Annotated in this window: 16 protein-coding genes; 14 read left to right on the forward strand and 2 right to left on the reverse strand. The window is 33.2% G+C overall.

Annotated features, from left to right (window positions below; all coding sequences use genetic code 11):
• Nucleotides 1–359: 359 nt before the first annotated feature.
• From AB671_RS22685 to AB671_RS02175, 11 genes are all read left to right on the forward strand, one after another.
• Nucleotides 360–3,818 carry a T9SS type A sorting domain-containing protein gene (locus tag AB671_RS22685; RefSeq protein WP_228391029.1) on the forward strand — a complete coding sequence of 1,153 codons (3,459 nt, stop codon included), beginning with the start codon at nucleotides 360–362 and terminating at the stop codon, nucleotides 3,816–3,818.
• 101 nt (nucleotides 3,819–3,919) lie between these two features.
• On the forward strand, nucleotides 3,920–4,327 hold the full coding sequence (tsaE, locus tag AB671_RS02130; protein ID WP_066680430.1) for a tRNA (adenosine(37)-N6)-threonylcarbamoyltransferase complex ATPase subunit type 1 TsaE: 408 nt from the start codon (nucleotides 3,920–3,922) through the stop codon (nucleotides 4,325–4,327).
• A 64-nt stretch (nucleotides 4,328–4,391) separates the two neighbouring features.
• Nucleotides 4,392–5,585 carry an alanine dehydrogenase gene (locus tag AB671_RS02135; protein ID WP_066680431.1) on the forward strand — a complete coding sequence of 398 codons (1,194 nt, stop codon included), beginning with the start codon at nucleotides 4,392–4,394 and terminating at the stop codon, nucleotides 5,583–5,585.
• Between the two features lie 75 nt (nucleotides 5,586–5,660).
• Nucleotides 5,661–6,032, forward strand: a complete 372-nt coding sequence (locus AB671_RS02140) for a hypothetical protein (RefSeq protein ID WP_066680432.1) — start codon at nucleotides 5,661–5,663, stop codon at nucleotides 6,030–6,032.
• Between the two features lie 12 nt (nucleotides 6,033–6,044).
• Nucleotides 6,045–6,521, forward strand: coding sequence for a hypothetical protein (locus AB671_RS02145; protein ID WP_066680433.1), 477 nt, complete (start codon nucleotides 6,045–6,047; stop codon nucleotides 6,519–6,521).
• A 26-nt stretch (nucleotides 6,522–6,547) separates the two neighbouring features.
• Nucleotides 6,548–7,318 (forward strand): histidine kinase, encoded by a 771-nt coding sequence (locus AB671_RS02150; protein ID WP_082987212.1) that lies wholly within the window; start codon nucleotides 6,548–6,550, stop codon nucleotides 7,316–7,318.
• Nucleotides 7,296–8,006: a LytR/AlgR family response regulator transcription factor gene (locus tag AB671_RS02155; RefSeq protein ID WP_066680436.1), complete on the forward strand. Its 711-nt coding sequence runs from the start codon at nucleotides 7,296–7,298 to the stop codon at nucleotides 8,004–8,006. Before AB671_RS02150 ends, AB671_RS02155 begins: the two co-directional genes overlap by 23 nt.
• A gap of 118 nt (nucleotides 8,007–8,124) precedes the next feature.
• Nucleotides 8,125–8,997 carry a CGA/CIA family class A beta-lactamase gene (bla-A, locus tag AB671_RS02160; protein WP_066680437.1) on the forward strand — a complete coding sequence of 291 codons (873 nt, stop codon included), beginning with the start codon at nucleotides 8,125–8,127 and terminating at the stop codon, nucleotides 8,995–8,997.
• A gap of 30 nt (nucleotides 8,998–9,027) precedes the next feature.
• Nucleotides 9,028–9,444, forward strand: coding sequence for a hypothetical protein (locus AB671_RS02165; protein ID WP_066680439.1), 417 nt, complete (start codon nucleotides 9,028–9,030; stop codon nucleotides 9,442–9,444).
• Nucleotides 9,444–10,334 (forward strand): 3-hydroxybutyryl-CoA dehydrogenase, encoded by an 891-nt coding sequence (locus tag AB671_RS02170; protein WP_180982789.1) that lies wholly within the window; start codon nucleotides 9,444–9,446, stop codon nucleotides 10,332–10,334. The genes AB671_RS02165 and AB671_RS02170 overlap by 1 nt, the downstream gene beginning before the upstream one ends.
• Before the next feature lie 156 nt (nucleotides 10,335–10,490).
• Complete coding sequence (locus AB671_RS02175; RefSeq protein ID WP_002977986.1) at nucleotides 10,491–10,730, forward strand: hypothetical protein; 240 nt, start codon at nucleotides 10,491–10,493, stop codon at nucleotides 10,728–10,730.
• Between the two features lie 51 nt (nucleotides 10,731–10,781).
• Here AB671_RS02175 and AB671_RS02180 read toward each other — a convergent pair whose 3' ends face one another.
• Both AB671_RS02180 and pheT read right to left on the reverse strand, forming a co-directional pair.
• Nucleotides 10,782–11,192 (reverse strand): META domain-containing protein, encoded by a 411-nt coding sequence (locus AB671_RS02180; protein ID WP_066680448.1) that lies wholly within the window; start codon nucleotides 11,190–11,192, stop codon nucleotides 10,782–10,784.
• A gap of 392 nt (nucleotides 11,193–11,584) precedes the next feature.
• The gene (gene pheT / locus AB671_RS02185) at nucleotides 11,585–13,987 is read right to left on the reverse strand and encodes a phenylalanine--tRNA ligase subunit beta (RefSeq protein ID WP_066680451.1); all 2,403 of its coding nucleotides are present in this window, start codon (nucleotides 13,985–13,987) and stop codon (nucleotides 11,585–11,587) included.
• 286 nt (nucleotides 13,988–14,273) lie between these two features.
• Between pheT and AB671_RS02190 the strand changes: the two genes are divergently transcribed.
• From AB671_RS02190 to AB671_RS02200, 3 genes are read left to right on the forward strand one after another with little or no spacing between them, the layout of a single operon-like run.
• Complete coding sequence (locus AB671_RS02190; protein ID WP_066680452.1) at nucleotides 14,274–14,906, forward strand: NAD(P)H-dependent oxidoreductase; 633 nt, start codon at nucleotides 14,274–14,276, stop codon at nucleotides 14,904–14,906.
• Nucleotides 14,907–14,934: 28 nt separating this feature from the next.
• Nucleotides 14,935–15,372, forward strand: coding sequence for a MarR family winged helix-turn-helix transcriptional regulator (locus tag AB671_RS02195; RefSeq protein ID WP_066680453.1), 438 nt, complete (start codon nucleotides 14,935–14,937; stop codon nucleotides 15,370–15,372).
• Nucleotides 15,369–15,791: an organic hydroperoxide resistance protein gene (locus tag AB671_RS02200; RefSeq protein WP_066680454.1), complete on the forward strand. Its 423-nt coding sequence runs from the start codon at nucleotides 15,369–15,371 to the stop codon at nucleotides 15,789–15,791. The genes AB671_RS02195 and AB671_RS02200 overlap by 4 nt, the downstream gene beginning before the upstream one ends.
• Nucleotides 15,792–15,906 lie beyond the last annotated feature (115 nt).

Here is a 15,906-nt window from a genome sequence, read left to right on the forward strand (position 1 = left end):
ACTAAATCGAAGATATTTTGCAGATAAACTATTCGATAGGCTCATTATTGCTAACATTACAGCGGTATGATGAAAAACGGATATACATTATTTTATTTATGTTATTGCTATTTCTCTAAAGTAAAAAAATAAAAATACAGATGCAACAATAAAACATTCAAAAGCAATTATTTTAATCAAATCTAAACTCACATCATTTTTTATTTCTAAAATATTTTAAACATTCGTTATCACATCATAAATCATCATTTTTTGCTATTGATTTAAATCATAATTTTTATTTTAATTAATTCTAAATAAAAATAATAAGTTTACAGCACGAAAATTTATGTATGATGACAAATCGATTTTTTAAGCTGTTGAAAAAAACAGTTACGAAAACAAAACTCAGCTTATTTGGAGCTTTAGTTTTGTCAACTTGGCAAGTTAACGCCCAAACAGTTTCCCTTTATTCTTTTTCACAAAGCGCGGGAACTTACACTGTTTTAACAAATCCCCTCAATATTGCTGTTGCTACAGCGAGTTCGGGAGCCGGTTTCTTAGATGAGAATGTTTATACACTTGACAATGTTATTCCTTTTCAGTTTTCATTTAATGGCAGTTCTTATAATTCTGTAAAGGTTCATGCGAACGGATTTATTAGTTTTGGAGCCACAACTTCCAATTCTACAGATCCTATTTCTTCAGGATTGGCTTACTCAGGCGTGATTTCTCCTTTAGGAGCAGATTTAGCTTCAATGTTTGCTATTAATAATTTAACAAGTTCAATAGATTATTCTGTGGTAGGAACTGCTCCCAATCGTGAATTTGTAGTTCAGTGGAGTCATTTCAGACCATACTCTTCAAATCCTACTGCAAACTCTTATCATGACTGGAGTTTTCAGGCTAGATTGCATGAAAACGGAACCATAAAATATGTTTATAACCTAAGTTCTCAGGGAGCACCAAGCGCAACAAATGCCAAAGTTGGTTTAAGAGGAACCGCAAGCAATGATTATGTGAACAGAACTGCATCAGGAAATACTTCAAGTAATTGGAATAATTCTACAGCAGGAACGAATTCTTCTTCAGGAATTGCTACCAATTATAATTTTTTACCTTCTCAAGGATTGACTTTCAACTGGACTCCGCCTTCAACTTGCGTTACATCTACTTCACAGCCGACAAATTTAACTTTAAACAATACTGGAATTATCATTAATGGTAGTTATACAGGAAGTTCACCTTCAGCAGATAAGTATTTAATTTTAAGAAATTTAGCGGGAACAGTTCCCAATAATCCGGTAAACGGAACAGTTTATACAACTGGAAATAATACTTCTCTGAACAGTTATGTTGCTTATTACGGAGCAAACACTACTTTTGAGAATAATTACAATCATGGAATCAAAGGAAACAATCAATATACTTACACAATTTATTCTGTAAGCTCAAACTGTTCTAATGGGCCGTTGTATAATGTTCAGAATCCTTTAACAGCTAATATCACGAACTGCCCGATCGGTGTAAGCGGAATTACGACATCAAGTGCTACTACCCATTCATTCAATATTCATTGGTCTGTTTCTGAAAACGGAACAGCGAATGCGATTAATACCGTTTTAGAGGTTGCAACAGACAGTAATTTCACCAATATGATTGCAGGTTCTCCATTTACTTTACCAATAACAAATATTTCACGAGCAATCAATGGTTTACAACCCAACACTCAATATTATATTCGAGGAAAAAATGTAAGTACGCAATGTGAAAGTTCATATTCTAGTACTTCAACTGTTTATACAACTTGTCTTGCTACTTCTGTGTTGAACGAAAATTTCGATTCGGTTACAGGAACAAATAATCTTCCGAACTGCTGGAGTAAAATTTTAACATCAAACAACAGCTCTACTCCTACCATCAGTTTAACGACTACAGATAATTTTTCGGCACCAAACAATATCAGTTTCTATGGAAACGGAGCAACCACAACCGATGCTGCTACAAAAATTATTTTGGTAAGCCCGGAACTGAACAACATCAACAGCGGAACACATCGACTTCGCTTTAAAGCAAGAAGAACATCTGCAGATACAAAAGTTCAGATTGTAGCTTTAACAGAAAATACTGCTTCGGCTACTGTAGAGATTATTCAAACACTTCCTTTAACAACAAATTATGAGGAATATATAGTTTACATCAATAACTATAGCGGTTCTGCCAATTATCTTGGAATCAGAAGATTTGACGGTGGAACATGGTCTTATATGTATGTAGATGATGTGATTTGGGAGCCTATTCCGTCTTGTCCGGAATTAGCAACCATTACTTTAAACAGTACAACACCAGTTGGAGCCAATATTTCTTGGACAAATGTTAACAATCAACAACCTGCAAACAGTTACGAATATATTGTTACAACAAGTAATACAACTCCGGCTAATAATTCTGCAGTTACAACAATAGCATCAGGAACAAATACTATTAATCTTTCGTCACTTTCAAACGGAACTTATTATTTCTGGATAAGAAGACTTTGTTCAGCAACAGAAAAAAGTCCTTGGAAATCTATTTCATTTACAACAGTACCTACCGCTCCGGCACCTTGGAAAGAAGAATTTTTAACATCAAATTTCCCTAATGGATGGACAAACGGAACGAGCCCACAATCATTCACTTTAGGTACAGTAAGAGGAGCCACAGGAAATGGTGTATCTGCAAACAATTTATATAAAAACATGTTTAATAATGCGGCATCAGGAACTTTCAGCACCATTGCAGTTGGACCTTTGAATGCGACAGATTATACTTTTAGTTTTGATTATAAACAATCAAATTACAGCAGTCCTCATGCATCTTTAACAGATTGGGGAAATTTTGAAGTGCAGATCTCTACAGATTTCGGAACAACATGGACAACGCTAGTAACAGTGAATAACGAAGCTGGAACAGGAAACTATATTACAAAAACATATTCTTTAGCAAATTATCTGAATCAATACATAAAAATCAGAATCAATGCGAATAGAACTGCAGGAGATTATGACCTTTCTTTTGATAATTTTGAAATAAAATCTCCGGGAAATGTAAATCCGTTCTGTTTACCTACTTATCAGTACAATTCGGATGGCAATATGATTACAAAAGTGACATTTAACACCATTGATAATACATCGCCTGCTACATCTGGAACTACTCCATCGTATGAAGATTTCACAAATATTTCTACAGATATCAATCAGGGAAATACCTATCCGATTTCTGTAAAAGGACCTTCAAGTACTTTCCCAAGTGATGTGATGGCATATATAGATTTTAACCACAATGGTATATTTGATGACGCCGGAGAAAGTTTTTATATTGGACAACTTGCTGACGCAAACCCTGCAAATGCAAACACCATTACATCCAATATTACCATTCCTTCAACCGCTGTTTTAGGAAATACCAAAATGCGTATTATGAAAAACACCAATATTGCTGCCTACTCAAATCCTTCTGCACCAAACTCTATTTCTGGTCCTTGTGCAACAGATTTAAGAGCAGGCCAGGTTGAAGATTATGCCGTTAATATTGTGGCAGGAAGCTTATCAACAACTGAAAACAATATTTCAAAAGGTACAATTAGAATTTATCCGAACCCTACAACATCAATCATTAAAATTGATTCTAAGGAAAAAATTAAATCTTTCGAACTGTATAATATCTCCGGACAATTAATTAAAAAGGGAGGTAAAGTAGAAGAAATTTCGTTAGAGAATAATGTTTCTGGAATCTACATCATTAAAATCACATTAGAAAATAAAGAAACAAGTGTTTCAAAAGTAATCAAAAAATAAACCAAATATTTCTATTATAATAACAAAGCTGGCTGAATTTTATTCAGTCAGTTTTATTTTGAGTAGCTCTTAAAATTTAGCACAAATAATTATCTTTGCATATGCAATTTATTATTCATGAGATTGGCGACTGGCAAAAAGTTGTTGATTCTATTTTACCGGAACTGAAACATAATATTCTTCTTTTAAAAGGAAATTTAGGAGCAGGTAAAACGACATTTACTCAATTCCTGCTTAAAAACTTAGGTAGTGAAGATGAAGTAAACTCTCCTACATATTCGATTGTCAACGAATACAGCTCACCAAAAGGAAAGATTTATCACTTCGATTTGTATCGTTTAAAAAACATAGAAGAAGTGTATGACATTGGTATTGAAGAATATCTTGACAATGCATTTTTGTGCATTATAGAATGGCCCGAAGTGTATGAAGACGAGCTTTACGGATTAAATTATCATTCGATGAGTATCAACAATACAGGAGGAAACAGAGAAATTACATTCGATTAAATAGTATATCTTTGCTTATAGAAATTGATTGAAAAAAAAATCTGTAAGTCATAATTAAACAAAAATGAGTACTACAAATATTTTTACTCCTTTTTCTGAGGAAGAACTAATTCCGAAGGAAGAGAAGTTGGAAGTTATAAAGAAAGGGAAACAGTTTAGCATAGGAATCCCTAAAGAAACCTGTCTTAACGAAAGAAGAACATGCATAACACCTGATGCAGTACAGGTTTTGGTAGAGCATGGCCACGAGATTATCATCGAATCTGGTGCAGGACAAGGATCATTTTTCACCGATTTACAATACTCAGAATCTGGAGCAAGAATTACTCAGGATGCCAAGGAAGCATTTTCCCAAGATTTGGTTTTAAAAATTAATCCACCTACAGAAGAGGAAATTGATTATTTCAAACCTAATACTTACTTAGTTTCTGCCCTTCAGATCAACTTAAGAGATAAAGAATATTTTTTAAAATTAGCAGAGAAAAAAATCAATGCGATTGCGTTTGAATTTATTGCAGACGAATACAAGCAACTTGCTTTGGTAAGATTGATTGGGGAAATTGCAGGTTCTGTTTCTATTTTATACGCTTCAGAATTATTAGCACTATCAAACGGGTTAATGCTTGGCGGGATTACCGGAGTAAGACCTACAGAAGTTGTGGTTTTAGGAGCCGGAATTGTTGGGGAATTTGCTACAAAAGCAGCCATAGGTTTAGGGGCAAGTGTAAAAGTTTTTGACAACTCACTTTCAAAACTGAGAAGGCTCCACACATTGGTAGACAGCAGAGTACCTACCTCCATCATCGATCCTAAAGAATTAAGTAAAAGTTTAAGAAGAGCCGATGTTGTTATCGGAGCTTTACCAAGACTTAATATGCAACCCATCGTTACTGAAGAAATGGTAATGAAAATGAAAAAAGGCAGCGTGATTATCGATATCGTTATCGACAACGGAAAAGCTATCGAAACTTCAGAATTGACTACCATGGATGATCCTTACATCATCAAACACGGAGTTATTCATTGCGGATTACCGAATCTTACGTCAAAAATGCCGAGAACAACTACAAAAGCCATCTCTAATTTCTTCCTTTCTTATATCTTAAATTATGATATAGAAGGTGGTTTTGAAAATATGCTGATCCGTAAAAACGAAATGAAACAAAGTTTGTATATGTACAAAGGTAGACATACCAAAAAAGTGATTTGCGACCGTTTCGGACTTACTTATCACGACATCAACCTTTTAATATTCTAATAAATTTTCGCAAACAAAGAATCGATCATCATCTATCAATGATCATTCATCAATTATAGATCGTAAACTCTACGTATGAAGAAAATCAAATTCTTTCTCATCGGGCTTATTCCCGGACTTATCATCGTATTTTTTGTACTTAATGCAAAAGGAGCAAGCTGCAGCGGTTATTTACCCAACAGCCGTGTCATTGCAGAAACCCTTTCAAAAGACTTCCAATATTCTGAAAATTTCAAAAATGAAATGAAGACTTTGAAAGTTGATGAAAAATTTTTAAAAGACAGCATAATTACTTTAGGTAAAATAGATTTTGAAAGAAGCCACGCACAGAAAAAACCTTGCCCGGATTATGTGATTACTTATCCTGAGAAAAATCCGACGTATGAAATCACTTTTGAAAAGTGTGAGGAAAAAGCAGTTCTTAGTTCTTTGAAAAAGTTGAGATAAGTAACAAAGACCATGAAAATATTGAGTTTAAAATTCATTTTAATTACTCTATTTTTGCTTTCAATTTTATGCTCTTGTCGTAAAAATGAAGATTTTAAAAAGCTCATCTACAGAAGTGGAGGTTTTGGAACGAATGATTATCATTTAATTCTAAACAAAAACGGAAATTTCTCTTTAGAGATTGAGCATAATCCTTTAGACGACATCGTTGATTCAGCAAAAATAGGAAAGTTTGAAGGGAAATTATCAGAAAGTAGAATGTTGCAAATACAAAAAGCAGTTTCAATAGTTTCAACAAATGGATACGATTATCATAATCCTGAATTAGCTTTTGATTCAGGAATTTATGAAGTTGGCGTAATGACAACTACTTCTACTAAAATTTTCAAAACTCATAATGCAACGAATAATTTCAGAAAAGATATCATTGAGTTGTTAAATGAAGTTTGTGAAAATGACCCTAAATTTAAAGTAAAAATAAGCCGTTAAAGAAATAATATATTAAAATCAAAAAAATGGATGGCAATTACTACATGATTCATGATTATCTGATTTTCATTGGAGTTTTTGCTATTTTCTTTTTTTTAACCATTGGCATCTATCTTTTCAGCCAAAATCAACGACTGAAGATTAAAAATTTAAGACTTTTCCAAACCAATAAATTGATTGAGCAGAAACTGAATGAAGTTCAACTAGAACACATCGGAACGAAACTTAACCCACACTTATTTAAAAATATTCTCAATTCGGTACAGTCGCACGCATATCACACCTATATGTCTCTCGACAAATTAGCCAATGTTCTGGATTATATTTTGTACGAAAGCAACAACAAATTTGTAAGCCCAAAAGAAGAGCTAAGTTTTGCCTTAAGTCTTATTGAAATCAATAAAATTAAGGTCAATCCGCTTTTTGATTTTAGAATTAAATCTAAAATTGACAAATCTGATACTGTTTTTGAAGAAAAGATCTTTGCCCCGCTCCTTTCTGTAGATTTAATTGAAAACGCTTTTAAGCATACTGATTTTCTGGCTTCAGATTCCTTTATTTCCATTTCATTGGAACTCGAAGGTGGTGTCTTTTCGATGAAAGTAAGCAATAAAGCTTCCCTGAAAAACGTGTTACATAAAGACCACAGTGGTTTTGGAAGTCAGTCTTTAGACCAAAGATTAGATTTAATTTACAACGATTTTTATACCCTACATAAAAACTCAAAAAACGGTATCTTCACCGCAGAATTAACAATCAATTTAGGAGAATTCTATGATAAAATGCGTTATTCTTGATGATGAACTGTTAGCAATAAGCTACCTAAAACTTTTATGCGAACAGATTGAAAATGTAGAAGTTGTAAAAGCTTTTAACGACCCTAAAATTTTCCTCAACGAAATAAAAAATATAGACTGCAATCTCTGTATTTTAGATATAGAAATGCCGGGAATGACCGGTCTACAGGTTGCTGAATTGATTTCCGATTCAAAAAAAATCATTTTTACAACGGCTTACAAAGAATATGCTGCAGAAGCTTTTGATCTGAATGTGGTAGATTATGTAAGAAAACCGATCAAAAAAGAAAGATTGATTCAGGCATTTGAAAAAGCGGCAGATCTATTAAACAACAGTCAAAAAAAAGAGTTCATCGAATGGAATACCAACATTGGTAAATCCACGATCTTCACTGAACAGATCGCTTATATTAAAACCTCTGAGATCGACAGCCGCGATAAAGATATTATTCTAAAAGACGGAACAACGATTGTTCTGAAAAACCTCAATTTCAAATCTCTTTTGGAAATGCTTCCTTCAAAAGATTTTGCACAGGTGAATAAGAAAGAAATTATTGCTTTATCATCCGTAAAAGTATTATCCACTAACGAAATAATTACCACGATATCCAATGAATCTGACCAGTTTCTAAAACTTCAGATTGGTGATACTTATCGAAATTCTTTAATGGAAATGTTCGGAAAATAAACAATCATCAAGATACTATTCAACTTAAATAAATTATTTTGAGTTTAAAATTGTAAAAAATCTTAAATTGCAAATCCCTTTTATTGTCTAAAAGGGATTTGTTTTTAAACAGAATATTATGAAAAAAACAGCACTTCTTTTTCTATTGATTTCAGCATTTACATTTGCTCAGAAATCAATTTTAGCGCAAAAGGTAGATTCAATTATTAAAGATAAAAAAGCGACTGTCGGAGTTTCTGTTTTAGGTTTTGAAGATGGTTTTAAATACAATAAAAACGCAGATACAAAGCTACCGATGCTTAGTGTTTTCAAGTTTCATATTGCAGCTACAGTTCTCGATTTGGTAGATAAAGGAAGGCTTTCTTTAGACCAGAAAATTTTAATTAAAAAAAGTGATTTGCTTGAAAATACCTGGTCGCCGATTCGGGAAAAATATCCTAATGAAAATATAGAAATCCCTTTAAGTGAAATCATTAATTATACGGTTGCATGGAGCGATAATAATGGCTGTGATATATTATTAAGATTAATCGGAGGTACGCAAGTTGTTCAAAAATTTATGGATTCTAAAGGAGTGAAAGATTTCCAGATCAAACATAATGAAGAGCAGATGCACAAAGGAGCAAAATATTTGTATGAAAATTATACGACAACCAATTCTTTGAGTCAGCTTTATAAAAAATTCTACGAGGGGAAAATTTTGTCTGAAAAATCTACAAAGTTTTTATACGACATCATGCTGAATACCTCTACCGGAGGAAATAAATTGAAAGAACAGTTACCTAAACAGTCTATAGCCCATAAAACCGGTTCTTCAGGAAAAGATGGAGACTTAACCATCGCAGAAAATGATTCAGGAATTGTGACTTTACCAAATGGCAAGCATTATGCAATAGTAGTATTTATTAGCAATTCTACCGAAACAGACGAAGTGAATTGTAAGATGATTTCAAACATTTCAAAAGCAGTTTGGGATTATTTTAATAAGTAAAATTTAAAGCTTAATTTTAAAACCATTAAAATGAAAAAATTATTTTTAACAATAGCAGTCTTTAGTTGTACATTTTTCTTTGCCCAGAAAAGTGAAAATTACATTGAAATAAGCTACAACAGCATTTGTTGCGGACCGCCTTCAAGCGCTCCCGTAATAAATTATATCAACAGCTTTCAGGGCAAAAAAAACACTCTTGAAGTATACCAACAATCACGTTTGGGAAGAGAAGGTGAATATAAACTGTTCATCGGAATTGATGCACTCTCAAAAAGCAAAAAAGCAAAGTTCATAAAGGGGCTTGAAGCGACGATTAATTCTCAGAATAAATCCAGAAATGAAAGTAGTGACGGAATTGTAAATTTCGAAAGCCAGAAAATTGTTAAAAAGGAAAAATTAAATACATTAAATAATCTAACTATATATAAAAAAGAAAATTTAAAATGATCAAAAACATTGTCGTTATCGGAGCGGGAACCATGGGAAATGGTATTGCACATACATTCGCACAAAGCGGTTTTAGTGTAAACTTAGTAGACGTTTCTCAGGAAGCTTTAGACAAAGGATTGAAAACTATTACTACAAACCTTGACAGAATCATTGCAAAGGGAAACCTTACAGAAGAGCAAAAAGCAGAAACTCTAGGAAACATCACCACTTTTACTCAGCTAAAAGATGCGGTAACCAACGCAGATTTGGTAGTGGAAGCTGCAACTGAAAATCAGGATTTAAAATTAAAGATTTTCGCTCAGATGGATGAGTTCGCGCCGGAAAACTGTATTTTATCGACCAATACTTCATCTATTTCTATTACTAAAATTGCTGCCGCTACCAAAAGAGCAGATAAAGTAATCGGAATGCACTTTATGAACCCGGTTCCAATTATGAAACTGGTAGAGATTATCAAAGGCTACTCTACTTCAAAAGAAACTTTTGACTCTATTTACGAAATGAGTAAAACTTTAGGAAAAGTTCCGGTAGAAGTAAATGATTATCCAGGTTTTGTTGCCAACAGAATTTTGATGCCGATGATTAATGAATCTATCGAAACTTTATACAACGGTGTTGCAGGAGTTGAAGAAATTGATACCGTAATGAAATTAGGGATGGCTCATCCAATGGGACCACTTCAATTGGCAGATTTTATCGGTCTTGATGTTTGTCTAGCAATCTTAAACGTAATGTACGATGGTTTCAAAAATCCTAAATACGCACCAAACCCATTATTGGTAAACATGGTAATGGCAGGAAAATTAGGAGTAAAATCAGGAGAAGGTTTCTATGATTATTCTGAAAGTAAAAAAGCGGAGAAAGTAGCAAAAATGTTTGCTAAATAATAAAGCAAATAGTGCATCATTAGTAGTAATTCCTCTTTTAATGTGAAAATATTATTGGAAGATTTACAAACTGATTTTAACAAAAATTTAAATCTCAAAGAGAACAAATACCAATAATTTTATTATCTTTGATTCAAAGTTAAAACATTAAAAAAAATGAAATTACCAAAGTTTTTATTAGCAGATAATTCGGAATTTCCTGAAGATTTATTCGTAGTACATACAGAATATCCAAGATTCATCTTAAACGTTGAAGAGGAAGAAGTAGAATGGCTTGATGATTTGGAAGGTGACGATGAAGAAACTATGGCAGACGAAGCGACTAAAGTAGTTGAAGCAGCGTTCAAATGGTGCGACGAAGAGTTGGCTAAGTACGACGAAGAAGAGGAAGATTAAAAAAACCACTTATAAAAAAAGGAACTCAAATTTTGAGTTCCTTTTTTATTTTTATTCAGATTTGTTGAATTTCAATAGCAACAAATTATCCTGATACAATTCTAAAGTATTTCCGGAAACCACATATTTATTGGCTTTTTGAAGCATATCTAGGAAGTTTTGCTCTACGCTCATGTTGGCACAAGCCATTTTTGTAGAACCCATTTGGGAAGCTTCAAATTTTCCTGATGCTGTTTCCATAGTCACGTCACCAAAAAACTTATTACATCCAGAATTTCCGTTAATCTTTGAGCCTTCTACATTCAAAGTAGGAACCTGCCCTTTTACATTATCCGCTAACACCCATTTTGTATTGGCAATTGATGGTTGCGCCTTTCCAACATTTGATGAAGATGCGTTTTTCATTGTTCCGCAAGATGCCAAAACGGCAACTGTGCATATACTTAAAAAAAGATTTTTCATTTTACTTTTTGATTTAATTCAAATTTACGGAAATTATTATTAGTTTATTTCTAAAATAGAGATTTATGTTAAATAACTTGAGTTCAATTTTAGTTTTAGAACCTGAGTTCGATTCTTAAATTTTAACAAAATATCAATAGGAATGAGCTTTAGCTCATTTATAAAATTATGTTTTACTATTGGCTTTAGCCAAAATCTATCTTAATTTTGGCTAAAGCCAATTTTTCTTGTTATGTTGTAGCCGGGCTAAAGCCCGACTCTATTGATTAGAACCAAAATAACTAATAATCATCAATTTAAAAACTAATCACTAATTGAATTCAACTTTTCATAAATAAAAAAAACGGACAGAAGTCCGTTTCTATATGTATGATAAAAAGAAATACTTTCTTTTATGATCTCAACTCGGCATTAAACTCTTTTTGGAAAGATTTAATTAAAGAATCCATTACGTGAGAAATTTCTTTTTCTTCCAGCGTTTTTTCTTCGTTTAACAATTCAAAACTCATTGCGTAAGACTTTTTACCTTCAGGAAGATTTTTCCCTTCATACACATCAAAAAGATTAATGTTTTTAATGAATGGAGATTTGTTCTTTTTAGCCGTCTGATACAATTCCTGATAAGAAATATTCTTGTCAATCAGCAAAGCTAAATCTCTTCTGATTTTATTGAATTTAGGAATATCTTTAAACTTCAATTCGTTTTTAGAACGCAATTCCTGAGCAAATTCAAGCTCGATTTCTGCATAGAAACATTCCTGATCTACATCAAAATCTTTCAGCATTTGAGGCGCTACTTTTCCGATTCTTACCAAAGTTCTTTCCTCAGATTTGTATTCAATTGCATCAGAGAATCTTTCGTCATCCAAAGCAACTTCTTTATAATCGATTGCCAATCTTTCCAATAAAACTTTCACATAAGCTTTCAGATTGTAGAAATCTGTTGCAGATTTTGGCTGTAACCAGTTTTCAGCATCATTTCTTCCTGAAACCAAAATAGCCAACTGTTTTCTTTCTTCGTACTTCTCTTTTTTGTGGTAGATTTTTCCGAATTCGAAAAACTTAATATCTTGATTTTTTCTGTTGATATTGTACACTGCATTCTGCAAAAGTCCTTCCAATAAAGACTTTCTCATAAATGCCAAATCTCCACTTAAAGGATTTAATAGTTTCACAGCATCAGTTTCATCTTTTACAGAAGTTAACGAATTGTTCATCACTTCATTGAAACCTAAACTCTGTAAGGTTCTTGCCCAAGAGTTCTCCAATTCATCCTGATCGTTTGCACTTAATTTTACAGGAGTAAATGAAATTTTCTGTGGAGCATCGATTTTATTGTATCCGTAGATTCTTAAAATCTCTTCGATAACATCGATTTCTCTTGTTACATCAGCTCTGTAAGCAGGTACAGAAATTTCAAAACCATTTTGAATATCATTTAAAACCTGAATTTCCAGTGCTTTTAAAATTTCTTTTACTTTTTCTCTGTGAATTTTTGTTCCTAAAATCTGTTCGATTTTTGAAAATCTGATGATGATATAATTATCCTCAATTTTCTTTGGATATTCTTCCAATAACTCTCCTGTCAACTTTCCTTCTGCTAATTCTTCAATCAATTTGATGGCGCGAGTAATCGCAGTTCTTGTAATATTAGGATCTACCCCTCTTTCAAACCTGAAAGAAGCATCAGTATTCAAACCATGGAATTTAGCTCCTTTTCTTACCGCAACCGGATTGAAATAAGCACTTTCCAGGAAAATAGTTTTTGTCTCGCTAGAAACTCCGGAATTGGCACCTCCGAAAACTCCGGCAATACACATCGGATTATCTTGTCCGTCTTTAATGATGATTTCAGAACCGTTTAATGTTCTTTCAACACCATCCAAAGTCGTAAATTTTGTTCCTTCTGCAACAGTTCCTACTTTCACTTTTTTGTCTGCAATTTTATCTGCATCAAAAGCGTGAAGCGGCTGACCGAAACCGTGAAGAATATAATTGGTAATATCTACAATATTGTTAATTGGGCTTAAACCGATAGCTTTTAATCTGTCTTTTAACCAAGCCGGAGAATCTGCAACTTTTACGTTTTCGATTACTGCACCGATGTATCTTGGTGTTAATTCAGTATCTTCAACTTCAAGTGTAAAGTTGTGCGAACCTTCATTATTTAAGGCAACAGAAGATACTTTTTCAAACTCAGATTTTTGCTGGTTTGTTGAAAGGAATGCATGTAGATCTCTTGCAACCCCATAATGCGACATTGCATCGGTTCTGTTTGGCGTTAAACCAATTTCAAGAACTTCATCATTCGTTAATTCAAAATAATCGGCAAAGTTTTTTCCTACTTCATATTTGATTTCGTCTAAAACCATAATTCCGCCGTGATCGTCGCTCAAACCTAATTCGTCTTCTGCGCAGATCATTCCCTGAGAAACCTCACCTCTGATCTTTGCTTCTTTAATTTCGAAAAAGCTTCCGTCTTTAGCATAAATTTTAGTCCCCACTACTGCAACAGGAACAGTTTGTCCTTCTGCAACATTCGGAGCCCCACAAACGATATTTAAAACTTTTCCGTTTCCTACATCTACTGTAGTTTTGTTTAATTTATCTGCATTCGGATGTTTTTCACAAGTCAAGACTTTTCCTACAACGATGCCTTCAAGACTTCCCTTTACACTTTCAAACTTATCGATTCCCTCCACTTCAAGACCAATATCGGTAAGAAATTCACCGATTCTTTCGGTTTTCAGTTCTGTTTTGATGTAGTCTTTCAGCCAGTTGCTTGATATTTTCATTAGTAGAATTTTAAATATTTAATCTTCAGGTTTTGTATTCATCATTTTTAACAACCATGAAACACCTCTGAATTTTGCGTCTACAAATGTCGTGTTTTTTTAAGAAATACCGAAATTCAAAAAGGTTAAAAAAATCATATTAATGGTTATTGATGGATTAAAAACAGATTTAAGTAGGGATTAAGATTTAGTTAATAGATTTCATCTAAAATACATTTCTCAAAATTAAATTGTGTACAATTTAATTTTACCATACCTTTGTCCTACAATTTTAAAACAAAGAAAAATGTCATTAATAGAAAATTTAAACTGGAGACACGCAGTAAAAGCTTACAATCCGGAAAAAAAAGTTTCTCAGGAAGATTTAAATAAAATTTTAGAAGCCGCAAGATTAGCGCCTACTTCTTCAGGGTTACAGCCTTTCAGAGTAATCGTTGTAGAAGATCAGGATTTAAAAAATAAAATGGTAGAAGGAGCGCTTAATCCGGAAGTGATGAGAGATTCTTCTCATGTATTGGTTTTTGCAGCTTGGGATAGCTATTCTAACGAAAAAATTGATAAAGTATATGATTATACTACGGATGAAAGAGATTTGCCGAGAGGACGTTTTGGAAGCTATACCGATAAAATCAAAGAAATGTACGGTGCCCAGACTCCTGAAGAGCATTTTGCACATACAGCGCGCCAAACTTATATTGCATTAGGTTTAGCGATGGCACAAGCTGCAGAGCTGAAAATAGATTCTACTCCTGCTGAAGGTTTTAGTAATGAAGTTGTAGATGAAATTTTAGGGCTTAAAGAATTAGGTTTGAAAAGTGTAAGTTTGCTGTATCTTGGTTACAGAGACCAGGATAATGACTGGATGGCTTCGATGAAAAAAGTCAGAATTCCTATGGAGGAATTTATCATCAAAAAATAACAATTCGTCAACTTCACTTTTCGCACTTATGGAAAATTCAGAATCTTTAAAATTAGAAAATCAAATTTGCTTTCCGCTATACGTGATTGCAAAACAGATTACAGGTCTTTATCGTCCTTTTCTTGATGAGCTGGATATTACCTATCCACAATATCTTGTGATGATGACTTTGTGGGAAAATGATGGTCTTGCTGTAAACAATATTGGTGAAAAGCTTTATTTAGACAGCGGAACTTTAACCCCTCTTTTAAAAAGACTGGAAGCAAAAGGATTTATTATGAGAAAGCGGAAGAAGGAAGATGAAAGAGTTGTTCAGGTTTTTATATCAGAATCCGGAAAGGCGCTGCAACAAAAAGCTTGTGAAATTCCTGCTAAAATGCATCAAAAAGTGGGAGTTTCTAAAGAAGACTGGGCAGAACTTAGCCATAGCGTAAAAAAAATATTAAACAAAATAGACAATCAATGAAAACATTATACACCACAAAAGTTACCGCAAAAGGTGGAAGAAACGGACAAGTAAAAAGTGAAAACGGAATTATCGACCTTGAAGTAAGAATGCCAAAAGCATTAGGCGGAGCCAATGACGACTTCACAAACCCTGAAATGCTTTTCGCGGCCGGATATTCTGCATGCTTCGACAGTGCTTTAAATTTAGTCATCAATAAATCTAAAATAAAAACCGGCGAAACTACGGTAACAGCTGATGTAAGTATTGGTCAGATAGAAAATGGCGGATTTGGATTAGCCGTAGAATTAGAAGTTAATATTCCTGAAGTTTCTATTGAAGAAGCTCAAGAATTAACCGAAAAAGCTCATCAGATCTGTCCTTATTCTAATGCGACAAGAAATAATATTGAGGTAAAACTTACGGTGACGAACAACTAAGAGCTTGTTTGAAATTTATTCAATATTTTTTTTATAACCTTTTTCTTAATTTTGACTACGTCGAATCTTCGATTTCTAAATTAAAATAAACTTTGTTTATTCTTGTTTTAACATT

Source organism: Chryseobacterium sp. BGARF1, from assembly GCF_001677955.1.
Classification (GTDB): Bacteria; Bacteroidota; Bacteroidia; order Flavobacteriales; family Weeksellaceae; genus Chryseobacterium.